The organism is Clostridium sulfidigenes (assembly GCF_000732635.1).
GTDB lineage: Bacteria > Bacillota > Clostridia > Clostridiales > Clostridiaceae > Clostridium_J > Clostridium_J sulfidigenes.
This window is the reverse complement of sequence record NZ_JPMD01000024.1, coordinates 85,734-108,864: the sequence shown is the minus strand read 5'-3', so window position 1 is coordinate 108,864 and position 23,131 is coordinate 85,734. Positions and strand designations below refer to the sequence as shown.

General features: G+C 29.5%; 17 protein-coding genes and 2 pseudogenes. 4 read left to right on the top strand and 15 right to left on the bottom strand.

Going from position 1 to position 23,131, the window contains the following annotated elements; genetic code table 11:
* The first annotated feature begins 18 nt into the window (after nt 1-18).
* A complete protein-coding gene (gene carB, locus IO99_RS10110) occupies nt 19-3,225 on the top strand; it encodes a carbamoyl-phosphate synthase large subunit (protein ID WP_035132994.1) in 3,207 nt (1,068 codons plus the stop codon).
* 94 nt (nt 3,226-3,319) lie between these two features.
* Here carB and IO99_RS10105 read toward each other — a convergent pair whose 3' ends face one another.
* The 6 genes and pseudogenes from IO99_RS10105 to IO99_RS10080 all read right to left on the bottom strand — a co-directional run bounded on the left by IO99_RS10105 (nt 3,320) and on the right by IO99_RS10080 (nt 9,328).
* Nucleotides 3,320-3,511, bottom strand: coding sequence for a hypothetical protein (locus tag IO99_RS10105; RefSeq protein ID WP_035132992.1), 192 nt, complete (start codon nt 3,509-3,511; stop codon nt 3,320-3,322).
* Between the two features lie 183 nt (nt 3,512-3,694).
* Nucleotides 3,695-4,729 (bottom strand): annotated as a pseudogene (locus tag IO99_RS19490) (pyruvate kinase).
* Nucleotides 4,730-5,090: 361 nt separating this feature from the next.
* Nucleotides 5,091-5,930 (bottom strand): DUF975 family protein, encoded by an 840-nt coding sequence (locus tag IO99_RS10095; protein ID WP_035132990.1) that lies wholly within the window; start codon nt 5,928-5,930, stop codon nt 5,091-5,093.
* 166 nt (nt 5,931-6,096) lie between these two features.
* On the bottom strand, nt 6,097-6,894 hold the full coding sequence (locus tag IO99_RS10090; protein WP_035132989.1) for an XdhC family protein: 798 nt from the start codon (nt 6,892-6,894) through the stop codon (nt 6,097-6,099).
* Nucleotides 6,895-6,907: 13 nt separating this feature from the next.
* Nucleotides 6,908-7,927 (bottom strand): molybdopterin-binding protein, encoded by a 1,020-nt coding sequence (locus IO99_RS10085; protein WP_035132986.1) that lies wholly within the window; start codon nt 7,925-7,927, stop codon nt 6,908-6,910.
* Between the two features lie 105 nt (nt 7,928-8,032).
* Entirely contained in the window at nt 8,033-9,328 is a 1,296-nt protein-coding gene (locus IO99_RS10080) for a uracil-xanthine permease family protein (protein WP_035132984.1), read from the bottom strand.
* 388 nt (nt 9,329-9,716) lie between these two features.
* Here IO99_RS10080 and IO99_RS10075 point away from each other — a divergent pair, with 388 nt between their 5' ends.
* Entirely contained in the window at nt 9,717-10,910 is a 1,194-nt protein-coding gene (locus IO99_RS10075; RefSeq protein ID WP_035132982.1) for an aminotransferase-like domain-containing protein, read from the top strand.
* Nucleotides 10,911-10,993: 83 nt separating this feature from the next.
* The gene (locus IO99_RS10070; protein WP_035132980.1) at nt 10,994-12,190 is read left to right on the top strand and encodes a pyridoxal phosphate-dependent aminotransferase; all 1,197 of its coding nucleotides are present in this window, start codon (nt 10,994-10,996) and stop codon (nt 12,188-12,190) included.
* 104 nt (nt 12,191-12,294) lie between these two features.
* Here the strand turns inward: IO99_RS10070 and IO99_RS10065 are convergent, their stop codons facing one another.
* The 9 genes and pseudogenes from IO99_RS10065 to IO99_RS19060 form a co-directional block, all read right to left on the bottom strand.
* Nucleotides 12,295-13,158 (bottom strand): GNAT family N-acetyltransferase, encoded by an 864-nt coding sequence (locus tag IO99_RS10065; RefSeq protein WP_035132978.1) that lies wholly within the window; start codon nt 13,156-13,158, stop codon nt 12,295-12,297.
* A gap of 133 nt (nt 13,159-13,291) precedes the next feature.
* On the bottom strand, nt 13,292-15,211 hold the full coding sequence (locus IO99_RS10060; protein WP_035132976.1) for a bifunctional 4-hydroxy-3-methylbut-2-enyl diphosphate reductase/30S ribosomal protein S1: 1,920 nt from the start codon (nt 15,209-15,211) through the stop codon (nt 13,292-13,294).
* A 58-nt stretch (nt 15,212-15,269) separates the two neighbouring features.
* Nucleotides 15,270-15,933, bottom strand: a pseudogene (gene cmk / locus IO99_RS10055) ((d)CMP kinase).
* Between the two features lie 94 nt (nt 15,934-16,027).
* Nucleotides 16,028-17,245: a BaiN/RdsA family NAD(P)/FAD-dependent oxidoreductase gene (locus IO99_RS10050; RefSeq protein ID WP_035132974.1), complete on the bottom strand. Its 1,218-nt coding sequence runs from the start codon at nt 17,243-17,245 to the stop codon at nt 16,028-16,030.
* Nucleotides 17,246-17,478: 233 nt separating this feature from the next.
* On the bottom strand, nt 17,479-18,831 hold the full coding sequence (gene gdhA, locus IO99_RS10045) for an NADP-specific glutamate dehydrogenase (RefSeq protein WP_035132972.1): 1,353 nt from the start codon (nt 18,829-18,831) through the stop codon (nt 17,479-17,481).
* A 244-nt stretch (nt 18,832-19,075) separates the two neighbouring features.
* Entirely contained in the window at nt 19,076-19,963 is an 888-nt protein-coding gene (locus IO99_RS10040) for a MurR/RpiR family transcriptional regulator (protein ID WP_035132970.1), read from the bottom strand.
* Between the two features lie 216 nt (nt 19,964-20,179).
* Nucleotides 20,180-20,722, bottom strand: a complete 543-nt coding sequence (gene mnmM / locus IO99_RS10035) for a tRNA 5-(aminomethyl)-2-thiouridylate-methyltransferase MnmM (protein ID WP_035132968.1) — start codon at nt 20,720-20,722, stop codon at nt 20,180-20,182.
* Complete coding sequence (locus tag IO99_RS10030) at nt 20,715-21,443, bottom strand: pseudouridine synthase (protein WP_035132966.1); 729 nt, start codon at nt 21,441-21,443, stop codon at nt 20,715-20,717. The genes mnmM and IO99_RS10030 overlap by 8 nt, the downstream gene beginning before the upstream one ends.
* 136 nt (nt 21,444-21,579) lie before the next feature.
* Nucleotides 21,580-21,732, bottom strand: a complete 153-nt coding sequence (locus tag IO99_RS19060; RefSeq protein WP_156964331.1) for a hypothetical protein — start codon at nt 21,730-21,732, stop codon at nt 21,580-21,582.
* Nucleotides 21,733-21,920: 188 nt separating this feature from the next.
* Between IO99_RS19060 and IO99_RS10025 the strand changes: the two genes are divergently transcribed.
* Entirely contained in the window at nt 21,921-23,024 is a 1,104-nt protein-coding gene (locus IO99_RS10025; protein ID WP_051824041.1) for an iron-containing alcohol dehydrogenase family protein, read from the top strand.
* Nucleotides 23,025-23,131 lie beyond the last annotated feature (107 nt).

Here is a 23,131-nt window from a genome sequence, read left to right as displayed (position 1 = left end):
ATGTAGGAGGAATAATCAATGAGTAAGAGAAATGACATAAAAAAAGTATTAATAATAGGATCTGGTCCAATAGTAATAGGACAATCTGCTGAGTTCGACTATTCTGGAACTCAAGCTTGTAGAGCACTTATGGAAGAAGGGATAGAAACCATACTAATAAACTCTAACCCTGCAACCATAATGACTGACAAGGAAGTGGCAGATAAAATATATATAGAGCCATTAACTACTGAGTTTATTGAGAAAATTATAGTAAAAGAAAAACCAGACAGCATTTTATCAGGGATGGGTGGACAAACAGGTTTAAACCTAACAATAGAACTTTCTGAAAAAGGTATATTAGATAAATATGGAGTTAAAATCATAGGAACTTCTGTAAAATCTATAAAAAAAGGAGAAGACAGAGATTTATTTAAGGCATTAATGGAAAAAATCAACGAGCCTGTTATTGAGTCAGATATAGTAAATGATGTAGATTCTGGAGTTAACTTTGCAAAAAAGATTGGTTACCCTGTAATTGTAAGACCTGCCTACACCCTTGGTGGTACTGGCGGTGGTATTGCAGATACTGAAGAAGAGCTAATTACCATATTAGAAAGTGGTCTTTATCTTAGTCCTGTAAATCAAGTTCTTTTAGAAAAAAGTATTAAAGGATGGAAAGAAGTTGAATATGAAGTTATGCGTGACTCTAAAGGAAATTGCATAACCGTGTGTAATATGGAAAACATAGACCCTGTTGGTGTTCATACAGGAGATTCTATAGTTGTAGCTCCTTCTCAAACCCTTTCTGATAAAGAATATCAAATGCTTAGAACTTCAGCCTTGAGAATCATAGATGAAGTAGGAATTATTGGAGGATGTAATGTCCAGTTTGCTTTAAATCCTAATAGTTTTGAGTATGCTGTAATTGAGATAAACCCTAGAGTTTCTCGTTCTTCTGCCCTTGCATCAAAAGCTACAGGATATCCCATAGCAAAGGTAGCTGCAAAAATTGGCCTTGGATATACCCTAGATGAAATTGTAAACTCCGTTACTGGTAAAACAATGGCCTCCTTTGAGCCAGCTCTTGATTATGTAGTTGTGAAAATACCAAAATGGCCTTTTGATAAATTTAAAAATGCCAATAAATCCTTAGGAACTAAAATGATGGCAACAGGAGAAATCATGGCTATTGGATCAAATTTTGAGGCTGCCTTCCTAAAAGGAATTCGCTCCTTAGAAATAGGAAAATATGTGTTAGATCATAAACCATCTCAGGAAAAAACTTTGTCTCAGCTAAAGAGTAGCGTAATGGTGCCAGATGATGAAAGAATCTTCGATCTAGCTGAAATGCTTAGAAGAAAATATCTAGTGGAAAAGTTATCAGAAGTTACAGGAATAGATACCTTCTTTATAAATAAAATAAAATGGATAGTAGAACAAGAAGAATTCTTAAAAACTGCTAAATTAGAAGATTTAAATAAAGATTATCTAAAACTATTAAAGAAAAAGGGTTTTTCAGACAAAGGTATTGCAGACTTAATGGATATTAGCCCTATAGAATTGTATACCCTTAGAAAGCTGTATAACATTATGCCAACCTATAAGATGGTAGATACTTGCGCTGGAGAGTTTGATGCCATATCACCATATTACTATTCAACCTATGAAGAATTTGACGAAGTAGTTGTATCTGATAAAAGAAAAGTAATGGTTATAGGTTCAGGTCCTATTAGAATCGGACAAGGAATTGAGTTTGATTACTGCTCTGTTCATGCTGTTAGAGCTCTTAAGAAAAAAGGTATCGAAACTATAATTGTAAATAATAACCCAGAAACTGTATCAACGGACTTTGATATATCAGATAAACTTTACTTTGAACCTCTAACTGAAGAAGATGTACTCAACATAATCAACAAAGAAAAACCTGAAGGTGTAATTCTTCAATTTGGTGGTCAAACTGCTATAAAACTATCTAAGTTTCTAAGAGAAAATGGAATTAAGATTTTAGGTACTGATGCTGATGGTATAGATAGGGCCGAAGATAGAGAAAGATTTGATGCTACGCTTGAAAATCTTGATATTAATAGACCTAAAGGAATTGCAGTATGGAACCTTGATGAAGGAATTGTTGGTGCTGAGAACCTTGGATATCCTGTACTTGTTAGACCTTCTTATGTGTTAGGTGGTCAAGGTATGGAAATCACCTATAGAGAAAAGGAACTTAAAAAGTATTTGGAGAATTCTTTTAAAAGAGATCATAAAAATCCTGTTTTGATTGATAGATACTTAGTTGGTAGAGAGATTGAAGTGGATGCTATCTGTGATGGTAAAAGTATTTTAATTCCAGGAATTATGGAACACCTTGAAAAAGCCGGAGTCCACTCTGGAGATTCTATAAGCATATATCCTTCTCAAAATATATCTGACAAATCTAAGAAAACTATCTTTGAATATACAAAGAAGATTGCTTTAGAGCTTAAAGTTCTTGGCATGATAAATATTCAGTTCATTGAGTTTGAAGGAGAAATTTTTATCATAGAAGTTAATCCTAGAGCTTCTCGTACAGTTCCATATATAAGTAAGGTTACTAATGTTCCTATAGTTGAATTAGCTACTCGCGCCATGCTTGGAGAATCTCTAGAAAATATGGGATATAAGGAACAAATATGTGCTGAACCTGATTTTGTAACTGTAAAAGTACCTATATTCTCTACTGAAAAGCTTCCAAAGGTTGAAGTAAGTCTTGGACCTGAAATGAGATCTACTGGAGAAGTACTTGGTGTAGGACATACCTTTGATGAAGCTATGATGAAGGGTTTCTTGGCTGCCAAAAGACCAATTTTAAAGTCTGGAGACAAATTACTAGCAACCATAAATAATAGTGACAAAGATGAATTCTTAATACTAGCTAAAGAAATGAACTTACTTGGCTGTCAGATAGTAGCCACAGAAGGAACTGCAAAAATGCTTCAAATCGAAGGTATAGATGCAAAAATAGTTAATAAAATTGGTGAAGGAAAACCTGATATAGTAGATTTTATCAGAAATAAATCTATAAATATGATAGTTAATACACCAACTAGAGGAAATGACTCTCAGCGCGACGGCTTTAAACTTAGAAGAACAGCTGTAGAATCAGGAGTTTCATTAATGACTTCTCTCGATACCTTAAGAGCAATGGTAACAGTAATGAAACGAGGATTGAAAGTTAAAGATTTAGATATATTTAACTTAGGAAAATAGTTTATATAATTTTTCATTAATATATGCTTAAAAGCAATAGACAAAATTAAGTCTATTGCTTTTGTTCTACATTTTAAATAATTATAAGAATTTATTAGTTATACATGAATAAATCAATAAATCCACCACAATCAAGTGTTTGATTAGAATCAGTTGTTGTCAATTCTCTAAAAGGACATTCTTCACATTCATTATGAGTACATTGAATTTTTGATAATTCTTCTGTTAATCTAGTAATTTCATTATATATTTCTTGTATCTTTTCCTTCTGTGAATCTTTATTCATAATAATCCCCCCTATATGCTTAGGTTAGTGTAGAGTTTTTACACTATCTATATTTAATTATATCATTGAACCCCATGTAAATATATAGAATTTATACCTAAAATATAACTAAACTAGATTAAATAGTGAATTAATTCTAAAATAAAGATGGATATAATTTTCATATTCATCTTCATTCTTTTCTTAACTAAAATAACTATATTTATCTATAAATTCTTTAGTAAATCTTATAACATGCAGAGGATTTTTACCTACCCCAACTTCTCCAGCTAGCATAATTCCATCCACCTTATTTTTTATAAAATTATATAAATCATCTAATTCAGGAATTTTAGGTTTTCGAGCACTCCTCATAGAATCTAACACATAGGTTGCGATTATAAGCTCCTTTTTTTCAGATTTCATCTTTTCTATTATTTCATCCTGAACAAATGGAATTTCCATTATGTCCAATTCAGAGAATAAATCTCCCCTACCTAGCATAATTCCATCAACAGATTTTAAAATAGAATCAAAATTAAGAATTCCTTCTTTACACTCTATTTTTGCCCAAATTTTAGGCATAATAATTTGAGGATTATATTTCTTTACTTTTTTTATATATTCCTTTAATTCTAGAATATCAGATTCTCTCGTAACATAGGAAAGACATATTATATCCACACCACTTAATAGGCCAAATTCAATATCCTTCTTATCCTTTATGGTTAACGTCATACCCAACCTATCCATTCCCGGAGCATTTAACCCCTTCTCACCTCTAACCATGCCACCTAAAACAACTTCTGCCTTTATTGCCTCTTTATCCTTAAGCTTTCCTACAACATTAAACTCCATTGTTCCATCCTTCATAAGAATTTTTTTACATTTAGAAAGTCATGTAAATTGTCCTTGAAAAGAAATTGGAATTAATGTATTCTTTTCACTATGTCTAAGATTTTCTTTAAAAAATTCTTCACTACAAAAATATACGGTTTCTCCAAAGTTAACCCTTAATTGGCCATTAAACAAATTAGATACTCTAATTTTATTGCCTTGCAAATCTTGAATAATAGAAATATCAGGATAATTCTCCTTCATATACTTAATTTGTTTTTTAGCTGTATCATTTTCTATATGAGAAAAATTCAATCTCATAGAATTCATTCCTGCATTTACAAACTTATCTAAATCATTTAAGGTCTTAACATTAGGACCTATTGAACATACTATCTTCATTTCATCACCTAATCATTTATTTATATTTATCCAATACATAGCTAATTAATATATTTTATCTTTAATGCAATCTATTATAAATCTATCATCTTTATTCATAACAAACAATAGCATTTATATACAATCTTAAATCTTGAAGCAATATTTTTTTGATTTAGGCTTTAGTTTATTAACTTCCAATTAGACTTAATAATAAAAATCCAAAGAATTCCTTTGGATTTAAGTTGATATACATCTTCTTTAATTATGAAATAAACATTTATATATAAACCTAGTTAAAATTTAATTCACGCTAAATACTAAGTTATTACATAAATAATCTCATTCATAGACAACTTATATAGATATATAACACATATTATTAATTTAATGGATTAATTTCATTATATATAGGTTTATTATTGTATCCAGATATTTCATTAAAGAAATTCAAAAATGTTGTATTCATATATGGGGTTAACCATAGAAAGCTAATTCCTATAATTAACGGTAATATAGTAATGAGCATTTCATTAAATGAAAAAACTGCAATTATAGCTACAACTACACCTGGTACAATACATAAAATCACCCAACCTAAAAAGCTAAGGTATAGTACAAATAAACTCCATACATTTCCTTTCATTAATTTAAAACTTTCTTTTATACACTGAATTACACCCTTACTATTATCTTCACATACTAAAATCACTGCTGGAAACAAATATAAACCCAAAATAATTATTGGTATACATAAAACTAAGGTAACCAGAACAATCATTGTTGTCATGCCTTCAAAAGATGGAATAGAATTACCTGATAAAGAACCCATAAATATCTGGTTACTATAATGAATTGCTATAAACCCTACAACTATACCAATAATAATTATTATTGGTATGTACATTAATACTATTAAAAGCTGTATACCCATACCTTTTCCCCAAGTCTTACCTGAAATAAGTATATCAGAAAATTTAACTTTCTTATCCCTAGAAATTTTAAGATAAAATGAATTACTCATAATTGCTATACTTAAGCTTACTATTATGCTTATAACTGTTATCAGAAGTGATGGTCCTATAGTATCTTTAAAAGTCTCAGAACCAAGACTTATACTTCCTTGAATTACAAAGATTATTAGTGTTATTAAGACCGTTATCTTCCACTGCCCCCTTAATTGATCTTTAGATTTGCTTTTTAAAGCTTTTCGATTTACCATTGTTTTCCCCCTTAAAACTCCCTTTTATTTATATATTAATAAAATACAATATTACCTATCATACTTTACTTTTCTAGAAATAAAATTAACCCTTATATAATTAAAATATTATGAACATATTGATTATATTACAATAATTCAAGATAAATTTTTATCTCTCTATATATTAGAGTATTTTTTTATGGGCTAACTTTCCATTATTTATAACTAATGAAATTTCTGCCATTATAGATAATGCTATATCTTCTGGTCTTTCACCACCTAATTCTATACCAATAGGTGCATATACTTTATTCAACAAATCTTTGTTAAATCCTTCATCTAATAATTTGTAAATAGTTTTTTTTACCTTAACTTTACTTCCTATCATACCAATATAATTTGCTTCAGTATCTATAACAGTTTTTAAAGCTTCATAGTCATGGAAATGTCCCCTAGTTATAATTACTATACTGCATTGATTATTTATAGGATATTTTTTTAAATTTTCTTTAATATCTCCTAGTAAAAGCTCATCAGCTAATTTAAATCTTTCCCAATTACAATATTCTTCCCTATCCTCAAAAACTACAATATCATATCCTAATACATTAGCTATAAAATGTAGTGGCAATGCAATATGTCCCCCACCAACTATAAGAAGTTTACGCTTAGGCATTAATACTTTTATATATACTTCAATGTTTCCTCCACAAACCATATTAAGCTCTTTATTAGCTTCATTCAAACTATATTCATATCTCCCACTTCTTTGTGTTTCTATAGCCTCTATACTAGATTTTATAATTTCATCTTCAACTGCACCTCCGCCTATAGTACCAATTACAGTACCATCTCTTAGAACTCCCATCATGGTACCTTCTCCCCTAGGTGAAGATCCACAAGCCTTAGTAATTATAGAAAGAGCTACAAAATTCCCATTCTTCACTTGCTCATTCACTTCTTCAAGTAAAGTAATACACATATAAAATACCTCCCTATTTCCCAAATGGACAAATTGGATAATGACATATATTACATTTTAAGCAAAGCCCTCCGTGAGATAACTCACTTATTTCTCTTTTACTAATTTTATCCTTTGCCATTATCCTAGGAAGTAAAACATCAAATACAGTTATTTTAGAGAACATTCCACAAGCTGGAATCCCCACATAAGTTATATCATCACTATATGCTAACATAAACATAGCTCCTGGTATTACCGGAGATCCATAGGTAATTATCTCTGAAGCTACTTTTTCAATAGCTACAGGTGTTAAATCATCTGCATCTACTGACATTCCCCCACTGCTTATTATTAAACTGCATCCTTTAGACTTAAATATCTCTATAGCATTAGTTATTTTTTCTAAGTCATCTGGAACAAATATGACATCTTCAACAATAGCTTTGTAATTACTAACCTTTTCCTTAAGTATTGGAGCAAATTTATCAGTAATGATGCCTTCATAAACTTCCGTACCAGTAATAACGATTCCTACCTTCTGAACTTTAAAAGGTATTATGTCTATAATCCCTGATACATTTCTTAATATATCCTTAACTTGATTGATATATCTTTTTTCTACAACTAACGGTGTTACTTTTGTAGCAGAAACAATTGTATCCTTTTCTACAACAGTATTATTGTGTAATGTACTTACTACAATGTCTTTAATATAATTAATTTCATATAACAAACTAGTGTTAATTTTCAAAAGCCCATCCCGAGCAGCTAAAATATTTACTTTTCCCTCACTAGGTGATTTAAGGTAGGTATTTGCTCCTCCAATTGCTTGTCCTAACTCTAAAGCTGCTTGGTCTTCATGAAGCATTTCTGAATTCATTTCAATAATATAAATGTGATTTTTCCCTATAAACTTCAACTCTTCTATATCTTTTGCTTCTATTATATGTCCTTTTTTAAAAGCAGCACCCTTGAATTCCCCCGGTACGATCTTAGTTAAATCGTGGGCCACCACCATCCCAATAGCATCTTCAACTTTAACTTTTTTCATTGTCACACCCCCATGTTATATTTTATTATATTATATCATCAGATGTAAAAAAATACCACCTAATACATAATCTTTGTATTAAGTGGTATTTCAATGAATGTATAGTTAAGCTACATATTCATTTCTATTTTCTTCTTTTTCACTTTTAAAATTTAAAATCATATTTAGTATAACCCCTACAAGAGCTGCTAAGCTTACGCCTGTTATTTTAACAGATGCACCAACTGGAATTCCAATTGATATACCAGTGTATTTTTCTAAATTAGTAGTACCAAGACCAATTATTATTATAGTAGCTATTACTACAATGTTTTTCCAATCAAAAGTTACATCTCCATTTTTAATAGTTTTAAATCCTATTAATGAAATCATTCCAAATAACATGATACTAATACCACCCATAACAGCACTAGGGATAGATAATAGTAATCCTCCTAATTTAGCTACAAAACCTAGGATTATAGCAAATATTGCTGTAATTCTTATTATTGATGGATCATAGTTCTTTGTTAATGCTAAAACTCCAGTATTCTCTCCATAAGTTGTATTGGCTGGCCCTCCAATAAATGCAGAAAACATAGTTGCAAGTCCATCTCCTAATAAAGTTCTATTAAGACCAGGGTCTTCAATGAAGTTTTTACCAACTACTTGCCCATTTGTAGTAATATCACCAACGTGCTCCATTAGTACTGCTAACACCACTGGTGCAATTACGAGTATAGAAGCCATATCAAATTTAGGCAGTGTGAAGCTAGGTACCGCTATATATGCTGATTTAGATATTATACTAGTATCTACTATATTAAAAATCAATGAAAGTATATACCCTGATGATACTGCAATAAGTATAGCTAACTGTTTTGAAAAACCTTTCCCAAATAAGTTAATGGATAATGCTATAGCTAAAGTTATCCCTGCTATAATAAAATTTTCACTAGCCATTCCTATAGCTGTAGGTACAAGGTTTAATCCTATAACTATTATCATAGGTCCTACCACTTGGGCTGGAAGGAGTCTTTTTATAGTGGTTACACCAATTTTTTTAACAAGAAATGAAATTATTACATAAATAAATCCTGCAACTAACAATCCGCCTTGTGCATACGCTAAATCTCCACCATTTAATTCTCCTGCAGCTATTATTACTGGTATAAATGCGAAGGAAGAACCAAGGAATACTGGAACTTTTCCTTTTGTACAAAGGTGAAATATCAAAGTACCACATCCTGCTGCAACAAGAGCAACTGAAGGGTCAAGTCCTGTAAGTACAGGTACTAGAACCGTTGCACCAAACATAGCAATTAAGTGCTGCATAGCAAGTACCAATCTTTTAGTCTCTTCCTTAATTGATTTCTTTGCCAAAGTTTCTTCTGCTTCTTTTTTTAATGTTATTTCTGACATATAAAGCCTCCTTAATATTCTTAATATTAGGAGAAATTTCTTTCTCCCCTTTCAGTATCTCAGTACTGATTAAAAGGTATATAAATAAAAAAACTTCTTACTTTCGCAAGAAGTTATATACATAAATATAGTGTGCCCTGTAATTATATCTATCTTCTTGCCAGCCTCTCTGGACTGATTTAAAGAAATATTTAATTATTTAATTTATTCTTTAAGTTATTATACTACTTCTTTACTCAAATAACAAGTATTTTTAAGATTTATTTTATTACCCTTTCCACTATATTAAAATATCTTGAAAAAACATGCAAATAAGTTATAATAAAATCATGGTACATAAGATGAATAGTATAATTAATTTTAAAACATAATTATGGGGGGTGTATATATGAATATACGTTATGCGAATAGGACTTCAAATTTAAAAGCGTCTGAAATAAGAGAACTTTTGAAATTGACTGAAAAGCCAGAAATCATTTCTTTTGCAGGTGGATTACCAGCACCTGAATTATTTCCTTTAGATAAACTAAACGAAGTAGCATCAAAGGTTATAAAAGAAAAAGGCCAAATAGCTCTACAATATGCTTCTACTGATGGTTACATGCCTTTGAGAGAAATAATTGTAAAAGAAAGAATAGCGCCTACAGGAGTAAAATGCGATACTTCAAATGTTATGCTAACTAATGGTTCTCAGCAAGGTTTAGAGTTTTCTGCAAAGCTTTTCATAAATGAAGGAGACACTATTGCATGTGAAAGTCCAAGCTATCTTGGCGCTTTAAATGCATTTATGGCTTATGGTCCTAAATTCTTAGAAATACCAATGGATGAAAATGGTATGATTGTAGAGGAATTAGAAAAAGCATTAGAAAACGAAAACCACAATATAAAAATGATTTATACTATTCCAGATTTTCAAAATCCAAGTGGAATTACAATGAATATCGAAAGAAGAAAACGCTTATCTGAACTAGCTGCTAAGTATGAAATACCTTTAATTGAAGATAGTCCCTATGGAGAATTAAGATTTGAGGGAGAAAGTCTTCCTTCAATTAAATCCTTTGATAAAGCTGGTTATGTAATTAATCTAGGTACTTTCTCTAAAACTTTCTGTCCTGGACTAAGACTTGGATGGATATTAGCAGAAGAAGAAATAATTAAAAAGTATATTTTAATTAAGCAAGGCGCAGACTTACAATGTAATACTTTTGCTCAAGTTATCGCAGGAGAATACATGAAAATTTACAATTTAGATGATCATATAAAGAACATAATTGAAGTTTATAGAGTTAGACGTGACTTAATGATAGATAGCATGAAAAAATATTTTCCTGAAGACGTTAAATACACTTATCCTTCAGGAGGGTTGTTTACTTGGGTTGAATTAAGAAAAGATTTAGATTCTGCTTCTATTATGGAAGATGCTCTAAAAGAGAATGTAGCCTATGTACCTGGTGCTTCTTTCTTCCCTAATGGTGGAAAGAAAAATTTCTTTAGATTAAATTACTCTAATATGCCAGAAGATAAAATCGTAGAAGGAATAAAAAGGTTAGGTAAAGTTCTTCATAAATATTATACAAAATAGAAACAATATGTAATGTATACTAGTACAATAATGAAAATAAATAAACTTAAATATTTATTCATATTATTTTAGGAGGAGTTAAAATGGAATTTTCAAAAAGAATACTGGCTATGGGATATTCACCGATTAGAAAACTAGCACCATATGGAGCTGAAGCTGCACGTAAAGGAGTAAAAATATATCATCTAAATATTGGTCAACCTGATATTGAAACTCCAAAGGAATTCATGGAAGGAATTAATAACTATAAAGATGATGTACTTAAATATGCTCAATCTCAAGGAATAGATGAAGCAATTAATAGTTTTATTAAATACTATAAAGAATGGGATATAGATTTTGAATCTAATGAAATTCTTATTACTAATGGAGGTTCTGAAGCTATTTCTTTAGCATTAACAGCAATTTGTGATGTAGACGATGAAGTAATTATACCAGAGCCTTTCTATACTAATTATGCAGGATTTGCACAAGGTTGCGGCGTAAAAGTAGTGCCTTTTATAACTAAAGCAGAAGAAGGATTCCATCTACCAGCAAAGGATGTTATAATATCTAAAATAACTCCTAAAACTAGAGCAATCATGGTTTCTAATCCTGGAAATCCAACTGGAGTTGTTTACACTGAAAATGAAATAAGAATGCTTGCTGATATATGTAAAGAGAACAACCTATTCCTTATTGCAGATGAGGTATATAGAGAATTTGTTTATGATGGACTAAAATACACTTCTGCTCTTTATATGGAAGATATTAAAGATAGAGTAATTTTAATAGATAGTATATCTAAGCGCTATAGTGCATGTGGTGCAAGAATTGGTTTAGTAGCTTCTAAGAATAAAGAACTTATAAGTCAAATTATGAAAATGTGTCAAGTTAGACTATGTGTTCCAACTATAGAACAACTAGCAGCAGCAAATTTAATCAATACTCCTAAAGAATACTTTATTAACGTTAAAAAAGAATATGAATCAAGAAGAAACATTCTGTTTGAAAAGCTTTCAAAAATGCCAGGTGTTATATGTAAAAAACCTACTGGAGCATTTTATATAGTAGCAAAGCTTCCAATAAAAAGTGGTGAGGATTTTGCAAAATGGTTACTTACAGACTATAACTATAATAATAAAACTGTTATGGTTGCACCTGCAGAAGGTTTCTATGCAACAGAGGGTCTTGGTATGGATGAAATAAGATTATCTTATTGTTTAAATACTGAAGCTCTAGCTGATGCAATGGACATATTAGAAAGAGCTTTAGCTGAATATGTAAAAATTGAAAAATAGTAATCAAAAAAGAAATTAAGTTTCATGACTTAATTTCTTTTTTATTATATTTATTCTTAATAATTATAAAGTATAGTGCTATATTTACTACATTAATTATTATATTAAAATGAATCTATATTATCTTTCTTATACTCATGATAAGTATCTATTGTTTTAAACCCTTCACCTATATATAAGTTTACGGCTTCTATATTTTTTTTATCGCATTTAAGATATATTTTACTATTACCAAGATCATGAGCTATATTTACTATATATTTTAATAGCTTCTTTCCATAGCCTTTGCCTCTATATTCCGGTAAAATTCCAAAATTAGCTATATAAATTTTTGAATCTTTTTTTATTAATTGTCCATACCCTGCATTAACCCCTTTATGTTTAATAAAAATACATCCTTCTGGAATATAATAATTTTGATATTTTTCATATATAATATCCTCTTTATTTATAGACTGTCTATTAGCGGAATCAAAAACTTTATTCTGAATTAAACACCTATGTTTTTCATCTTTACCTTCTTTAAAGGTTGCAAAAGAAATATTTTCATCATTATTCTGTTCTTCATAGGAATTTATATCTCTTTCCATTTCAATAATAGCTCTTTCTACACTAAATCCTAGTTCAATCAATAAAGTTGTATTCAAGTTATTATTTTCGCTGATTATAATTGAATTACAACTATTAAAAAACTTAAAGACTTCTTTATAATACTCAAAAGTACTATATTCAGGAATAAATTTTATACAGTGTATTTTATATACTTGATATTGAAGTTTACTATACCATAAAAACCCTATATATTTTTGTTGAGATTTTATATACTTTATATTTTTTCCCAAAAGAAGTTTTTTAAATATATTCTTATTTGTGCAAATCTCTATGAGTTCTTCTTTATACTCATTAGTAATATCAAACTCATTTATAAAATTTAAATTTGAATTATTTAATGTTTCTAATCTATACATAAATCCATCTACCTCATACTTTTGAATCTATATATATATTATAATCCAAATTTAAATAATATAACCATTTTTAGTATATTTATTTTAATTTAAAATAGAAGATACACTAGTATAGTGTATCTTCTAAAAATTTTTATGCTTCTAAATCTTTAATGCTAAGTCCAATTTTCTTACCTTCAGCATCTACTTGAGTTATAACAGCTTTTACTATCTCTCCAATTTTTAAAACATCTTCAATTTTTTCGACTCTCTCATTAGAAATTTGAGATATATGGACTAACCCATCTATCCCTTCTTCTAATTCAACAAATGCCCCAAATGGTGCAAATCTCACTACTTTTCCAGCAACAACATTTCCTGTTGGATATTTTTCATTAATATTATTCCATGGATTTTCGCTTAACATTTTAACACTTAGAGCTAATTTGTTATTTTCTCTATCAACTTCTAAAACACCAACTTTAATAATCTGACCAACTTTAAATAATTTTGATGGGTTATTAACTTTATTCCAAGACATTTCTGAACTGTGTAGTAAACCATCTATACCATTAATTTCTACAAAAGCTCCAAAAGCAGTTAATCTTTTAACTTCACCTTCAACTACCATACCCTTTTCTAAAGAAGCCCATGTAGTAGCCTTTTTAACTTCATTCTCCTTCTCTAAAAGTTCTCTTCTTGAACCAACTATTTTAACTCTATTTCTTTCTCTAGAATACTCTATAAGTTTTATATCAAAATTTTGTCCTATATACTTAGACAAATCACTAACTCTACTTAATTCTATATGAGATGCTGGTATAAATACTCTTTCTCCTTCAAATAAAGCTACAAGTCCACCTTTTACTTCTTGTTTAACTTGAACATTTATTATCTCTCCATTATCAAAAGCAGCCTTTAACACTTGTTGTTGTTCAGCTCTTAAAACCTCAGTTCTTGATAATACAACTAATCCATCAGAATTTTTTCTGTTTATCACTTTTGCTTTAATAACATCTCCTACTTTAATTTGTTGATTTAAAGGAGTTTCATTGTCTCTAGAGTATTCATCCGCTGTTAATATAGCCTCAGTTTTCGTACCTATAGTTAAATATGCTTCTTTTTCATTTACTTTAAATACTTCACCTTCTAGAATACTTCCTACAGATATGTTGCTAGTATCCTTAAAATATTTATCATAAAGGTCCATATCCTCTTGACTTATATCGTTTTGTTTTTTCATTTTACTAATAGCCTCCTCAATTACGTACTCTGGAGTTGACGCCCCAGCAGTAATTCCAATTTTATTTATATTTTCATTCCCTATCATATTTAAAAGTGATAAATCTACTTTTTCTACATGATAAGTATTTTCACAATTTTTTTTGCAAATTTCATAAAGCTTTGTAGTATTTGAACTATTATATCCCCCTAAAACTATCATTAAATCAACCTCTTTAGAAAGTTTATTCGCTGATTCCTGTCTTTCTTCTGTGGCATTACAGATAGTGTTAAAAGCTACTATTTCTTTAGCTAATGATATTATCCTGTTCAAAACCTTTTCCCAATTACTTTGCTTTTCTGTAGTTTGGGAAACTACACATACCTTGCTCTTAATTGCATCTATGTTTTCTCCATCCTTAGATATAATAGCTGTATCATTACACCACCCATTAATCCCTATGACCTCTGGATGCTTATCATCACCAACAATAATTATATTATATCCTTTGTTGTAATACTCCTCAACTTTTTGTTGTATATTTCTCACATATGGACAAGTCCCATTTTCTATTATAACATTATTCTTTCTTAAATGGTCAAATACATTTTTACCAACACCATGAGATCTTATTACTACAACATCATTTTTTTTAAGATTATATGCTTCTTCTAGAGTTATAGAATGAATACCTTTTTTCTCTAAGCTTTTCACAACATCATTATTATGGATTAATGGTCCTAGTGTGTATATATCCTTATTATATTTTTCTCTCAATCTTATAGTCTCTTCAACTGCTCTTTTTACTCCAAAACAAAAACCTGCTTTATTTGCAAGAGTTACTTTAGACATATTATCCTCACCTCTAATACCATTTACTATAAAACAAATTAATTTATATTACACATGACTATTTATCTACATTTATATATGATATGTACTTAGATATGGCATCTACTACTTCACTTATACTCATAGTAGAAGTATCAATCTCTATTGCATCTTCAGCTTTTCTTAAAGGATCTACTTCTCTATTTGAATCAATGTAATCTCTTTTTTTTTATATCCTCTAATATATTATTATAATCTACTTTTACATAATTGGCTATAAGCTCATCATACCTACGTTTAGCTCTTTCTTCTGCCCTAGCTGTCAAGAATATTTTTAAGGATGCATTTTTAAGTACTACTGTGCCTATATCCCTACCATCCATGATTACATTGTAATTTTTAGCTATTTCTTGCTGCATTTCAACTAGCTTTTGTCTAACCTCTAGTATAGATGCATATCTCGACACATTATTAGTAACTTCAATACTCCTTAACTCATCAGTCACATCTATATCATTAACAAATAGGTTATCATTATCAAAATACATCTTCAAAGTATCTATAAGTTCACATAAATCACCTACTTGATTAGGTTCAACACCCTTTCTCATTGCAAATAAAGTAACTGCTCTGTACATAGATCCAGTATTTATGTACATTAAATTAAATTTTTCTCCTATTAATTTAGCTATAGTACTTTTTCCTGCTCCAGCAGGACCATCAATAGCTATTGATATTTTCATAGTATCACTCCTCAGTTATATAGTTACTATCAATCTATAATTTAAATAGATGTTTTAAACTATAAATTTCTCAATAATAACTTTACTTGTATATTTATATCTTACTTCCTGCTATAAAACCTGTAGAAATAGCAATCTGTACATTATAACCTCCCGTATAAGCATCTACATCTATTACTTCTCCAGCAAAACTTAGGTTAGAAACCACCTTAGATTTCATTGTAGACGGATCAATTTCTTTTGTATCAATGCCTCCAGATGTAACTATTGCTTCTTCTATAGACCTTAATCCTCTTACATCCATTGTAAGATTTGAAATAAGATTTAGAAAAAACTTACGTTGTTCTTTTGTAATACTATTTACCTTTTGATTTTCTGGTATTTTACTTAAATTAATCATAATAGGAATTAATTTTTGTGGAAATAAATCATTTAATGCATTCTTAAAGTCCTTATTATTATACTTTAAAAAATCCTTTTGTATTCTTAAATCTAACTCTTTTTCGCTAAGTGCAGGCTTAAGATTTAATACAATCTTATACTTTTTACCTGGTTTTATTAAACTGCTTGCACTAAGACATAATGGACCAGAAATTCCAAAGTGAGTAAATAACATTTCACCTTGCTCTTTAAAAATAATTTTATTGTTCTTATCTAATAATGTAAGCTGTACATTTCTTAGTGATAAACCTTGAAGGTCTTTTACCCAAGCTTCATTAATTTCAATTGGTACTAAGGACGGTTTTATAGACACTACATTATGACCCAAACTTTTGCAAAATCTAAACCCATCACCATTAGATCCAGTTTGAGGATATGAAGCCCCACCAGTAGCTAAGATTACATTATCACATTCTATATAATCATCATTATCAAGGATTACTGAAGTAATCTTATTATTTTCAACTTTTAATTCTTTTACAGCAATTCCAAGTTTAATTTCAATATTTTTCTCCATTAAAGTTTTTTCAAAAGCTTTTATAATATCTGAAGATTTATCTGAACTAGGAAAAACTCTATCCCCTCTCTCTACTTTAAGTCCAACTCCTCTTTCATTAAAAAACTTAATAGTATCCTCATTGGTAAAGGTATAAAGAGCACTATATAGAAAATGAGGATTAGTTGGAATATAATCAAAAAACTCGCTAATATCCTTATTATTAGTTACATTACATCTACCTTTCCCAGTAATAAACAGTTTTTTGCCAAGTTTATTATTCTTTTCTATTAATATGACCTTATTGTTTTTACTCGCTGCTATTGCAGCCATCATTCCAGCTGGACCTCCACCTACAATTACTACTTGTGCCAAAAAATCACCATCTCTTCTGTTTTATTTTAAACATATTCCTATATTATAATTTAATATAAAATTCCTAATTATTCAATGAATTTATTTTGATAGCTAAAATTTTATGCTACGTATATTAGTAGAGTTGAATTATAATAAATTACATTTAAAACTAAAATCCTTGTCATATCACATGAAAAAGGAGAGAATTTTAAAATTCCCTCCTTTAATATTAAAACTATTTTAATTTAATATTAAATATCTCCTTGAGCATGCATTGCTTCAGCAACTTTCATAAATCCAGCAATGTTAGCACCAGCAACTAAGTTATATCCAAATCCACATTGTTCAGCTGCATCCATAGCATTTTTATGGATTGTTACCATTATTTGATGAAGTTTTTGATCCACCTCTTCAGCTGTCCAAGATATTCTCATGCTGTTTTGTGCCATTTCTAATGCAGAAGTAGCAACTCCACCAGCATTAGCAGCTTTAGCAGGTCCAACTATTAATCCATTAGCTAAGAAGTATTCAACCGCTTCGTTTGTACATGGCATATTTGCAGCTTCACATACAAATTTAATGCCATTAGCAACGATTTGTTTTGCATGTTCTATATGAATATCGTTTTGAGTTGCGCAAGGCATTATGATGTCAACTTTAACACCCCATGGTTTTTGTCCTGGGAAGAATTCACATCCAAATTTATCAGCATAATCTTGAACTTTATCTCTACCTGAATTTCTCATTTCAACTAAGTAGTTAATTTTCTCTGGAGTAGTTATTCCATCTTTATCATAGATGTAACCATCTGGTCCAGATAAAGTAACAACTTTACCACCTAAATCAGCAACTTTTTGGCATGCTCCCCAAGCAACGTTACCGAAACCTGAAACTGCAACTGTTTTTCCTTTGAAGTCAGTTCCTTCATGTTTAAGCATTTCTTCACAGAAATAAGCTACTCCAAATCCTGTTGCTTCTGGTCTTACTAAGCTTCCACCATAAGTTAAACCTTTTCCAGTTAAAACTCCATTTTCGAAAGCTCCTCTAATTCTTCTATATTGACCATATAAGTATCCGATTTCTCTTCCACCTACACCGATATCTCCAGCTGGAACGTCCACATCTGGTCCGATGTGTCTTTGTAATTCAGTCATAAACGCTTGACAGAATCTCATGATTTCAGCATCAGACTTACCTCTTGGATCAAAGTCTGAACCACCTTTACCTCCACCTATTGGAAGTCCAGTTAATGCATTTTTAAGAATTTGTTCAAATCCTAGGAATTTGATAATTCCTAAGTAAACAGATGGATGGAATCTTAATCCACCTTTGTAAGGTCCTATAGCTCCATTAAATTGTACTCTAAATCCTCTATTTACTTGAGTTTTACCATTGTCATCTTTCCAAGATACTTTAAACATTATTTGTCTTTCAGGCTCACAGAATCTTTCTAATAGGTTAGACTCTACATATTCTGGGTGCTTGTCAAGTACAGGCCCTATAGAGTTTAAAACCTCTTCAACAGCTTGTATAAATTCTGGTTCAGCGCTGTTTCTTTTTTTCACGTTTTCTAATACTTGCTCAATATAAGCTTTAGTATCCATAGTATCAATACCTCCTAAAATTTAAACAAAATTATTTATATAATTTACTTTTTGTATGATAACACACTGAAGTAAATCTTTACATGTAATATATATTCTATGTATTTGCTTTTTTTCCTTCTTTTTTAAAAACATTTTAACAGATTTATTGCAAATATTAAAAACGATTACATGCCTTTATTTACATAATAGAATACTTTTGTCTATAAATCAACATAATTTTATAAAAATTTAGACATAAAAATTAAAACTTGTTAATATCCTTGTTTGTTTTATAGGAATAAATTTGATATTCTTGCCACACTTGCTCAAGTTCTGTGAAGGTTTTAGATATCTTATCCTTTTCTTTTAATCCTACAGCTATAATAAGAGCGTTAATAACACTTAATGGTGCCACTAAAGAATCAACAAAGGAGGCCATATTACTTTCAGCTATTAGTACATAATCAGCTTTAGTTGCTAATGGAGATAAAACGCTATCTGTAATTGCAACAACATCAGCTCCCCTTGACTTTGCATAATTAAGGGTTTCAACAGTTCTCATAGCATAACGTGGGAAACCTATGCCAATGACACAGTCTCCTTCCCCTAATGTTAGCATCTGTTCAAAAATGTCACTCATTCCGTAAGATACGATTTTTACATTGTCTAATATTAAATTTAAATAAAATCCTAAAAAGTCTGCCAATGCAGCGGAACTTCTTAGTCCTACAATATAAATTTTCTTAGAGTTTAAAATACTATTAACTGTACTTTCGAAAGCTTCATAATTTATTTTTTCCATTGTTGCTCTAATATTTTCTATATCTGATTTTAATACTCCTTTTAAAGCGTTATTAGGAATAATAAAATCGTTAGATAATTCTATTCTTTGAGCTGTGGTAAGTTTGTTTTTTATAAGTTCTTGTAGCGCCTTCTGGAGTTCAGGATAACCTTCATAACCTAATTGGTTAGCAAATCTAACTACTGTTGATTCACTAACACCAACGCTTGCTCCGAGCTTCGCAGCAGTCATAAATGCTGCTTTATCATAATGCTTTAAAATATATTCAGCTATGAGCTTCTGCCCTTTACTTAACCTTGAAAACTTAGTTTGTATCATTCTCATTAAATCAGTATTATTATTCTCCATCACTTAACTCCTTTTAAAAGATTATAAAGTATATAATTCATTTTACTGAAAAATGAATTATATACTTCATATTAACACAGTATGGATTATCCTTCAACATAAAACTTCTATGATTATTAATTTTATGAATTTTTTCCTATATAAGAGATAATTATAAACTTATAACATAGTTTAAGTTTCTGTATTAAGCATTGTAAAATCACTGTTTTAGAGCAATCACTTCTTTTCAATGACTAATAAATATGGAGCCCTTTCACTCCTATTTATAACTTTATGAATCATTACTCCATATTTATCTTTTGGTAGAGAACTTGCATATTTTAGTATCTGTTCACTTTCACGAAGACCTTCATTATGACCAATGTATACTGATAGAATGGCAAAACCTCCATTTTTTAATATTTTTAAAGTTTCTTTAATACTTTTTAGTGTAGATTCAGCCTCCGTAGTTATTGATTTGTCACCACCGGGTAGAAAACCTAAATTATATATGGCTACATCTATTTCTTCAGTTATATGTTTTTCTATATTTTCATGAGAATCACAAATGAGTTTTACATTATCTTTGTTCTTTTTCTTATATTCTTCTATTGCTACTGATTGAATATCAAATGCATAAACTTTTTTAAAGCTCTCACTTAGAAAATCACAATCTCCACCATTCCCAAGAGTCTCATCTACCGCTATATTTTTATCCACCACAAAATTTTCAATTATATAGTGAGATAAATCTGTTATATTTCCTAAGTATTTAAACATTTTTATCTCCTCCATTCTTTAGGTATTGTATTTCTATTTCACTTAGGTATCTCCATTGACCTTCTTTTAACCCTGTATCTAATTTTATTTCACCAATTGAAACTCTCTTCAAACTTACAACTGGATGTCCAATTGCTTCACCCATTCTTCTCACTTGCCTATTTTTCCCCTCATGGATAGTTATAGCAACTTCACAACTATTTTTATATTTTTTTAACACTTCACATCTTCCTGGTGCAGTAATATAATCCCCAATATCAATTCCTTTTTCAAATTTATGTATTTCATCATCATTGATTATTCCTTTTACTATAGCTATATAAGTTTTATTAATAGAAACTCTTGGGTGCATTACATTGTTATAAACTTCACCATCATTAGTTAGAAGAATTAATCCAGAAGTATCATAATCCAACCTTCCAATAGGATATATCCTTTCATCTACTTTTACAATATCCAATAAAGTTTTTCTACCTCTATCATCCTTTACAGATGATATATATCCTGTAGGTTTATTAAGTGCTATATATATCTTTTTTTCTTCTGGTTTTATTACTTTATCATCTACTCTAACTTCATTAACTCTAGAATCAATTTTTGTTCCTAATTCCTTTACTATATCCCCATCAACTTTAACTCTATTAGATAATATTATTTCTTCACATTTTCTTCTAGAAGCAACACCACATCTAGCCATATATTTTTGTAATCTCTCTTCCATCTTAAACTTCCCTTCATAACTCTAATAAAAAGAATTATAATTTTTATTAATAAAAAAATCAATCTAATTAAACAATAAACCGATAACTCTACATATTAATATTTTGTAGTGTTATCGGTTTAAGTATAACCTAGACTTATTTAAATTGATTTAAGTGAGAATTAGGTTGCTGTTCCATATATCCTGTTTTAGAATTTCTACTGTCATTTGATTTGTCATTCATAGAAGTTAGTTCACCATTCACCTTATTGGAAGACTTCTTAGGTTTGTTTTGCTTATTCTTAGCCATAAAGCTCACCTCCCTATTAACTATTATTTTCAAAATTAATTTAAATATTCAATAATAATAGATCTTACAGATAAAAATTTATAATAAAGTTATCCTTCTAATGAATTGAGAAAACTTGTAATAGATGCTATATTAAAATATAAGATAAAATTTTAATATTACAATTAACTTTAAGGAGGAATAAAATTTTGAGTAATCCAATATTTTTTATGCCAACAAAGATTATATGTGAAGAAAACGCAATAGCAAATCACGGTAGTATAATGAATTCTTTAGGGAGTACTGCTTTAATAGTAACTGGTAAACATTCTTCTAAAACTAATGGTTCTTTAAACCATGTGGTAAATTCCTTAAAAGAAAACAATATAGATTATCATATATTTGATGATGTAGAAGAAAATCCATCTACAGAAACAATTATTAAAATAAAATTATTCGCCCAAGATAAAGGTATCGATTTTATTATTGGAATAGGTGGAGGTTCACCTATAGATGCATCTAAAGCTGCCGGGGTTCTTCTTTTTAATTCACAAGCCACTATTGAAGATTTATTTACAAATTCCGCTCTTAATTCTCTTCCGATCGTTGCAGTTCCTACCACTGCTGGAACTGGAACCGAAACTACACCTTACTCTATATTAACAGATCATAACATTAAAAATAAAAGAGGTATTTGCCCTAAAATTTTTCCTGTAGTATCTTTTTTAGATGCTACTTACTTGATGGATACACCTAAAAATGTAACAATAAATACTTCTATAGATGCACTTTCACATTTAATAGAAGGGTATTTATCTACTAATTCTAACTGCTTTAGCAATGCTCTTGCAGAAAGTGGTTTAAAGATATTTAGTGAATGTATTTCATATATATCTTCAGAAAATATTCCCTTTAAAATACGTGAAAATTTATTAATAGCATCTTCTATTGCTGGTATGGTAATTTCACAAAGCGGCACATCCATTCCTCATGGAATGGGATATTCATTAACTTATTATCATAATGTACCTCATGGTAAGGCTAATGGAATTCTTTTAAAAGAATATCTTAAAATATACGCAAATAATTCTAAGGATAAAGTGGATAAAATCATATCTTTATTGAACTTCTCAAATGTAGATGAGTTTGGAAACTTTATAGATGAATTATTTTCAAAGGATTTGAAAATAACCCTTGATGAATTAAAAAATTATACTTCTTATATGAATTCTAATAAAGCAAAACTTAAAAATCATCCTTATCCATTAACCTATGAGGATATACTTAGTATTTATATAAAAAGTATAAAATAATATTAGACCCATTAGAATTAATCTACTAATGGGTCTAATATTTTCTTCATTTATAATTGTTCGTTTAATATTTATATTTTTGAAACTACCAAAATAAATATTATTAA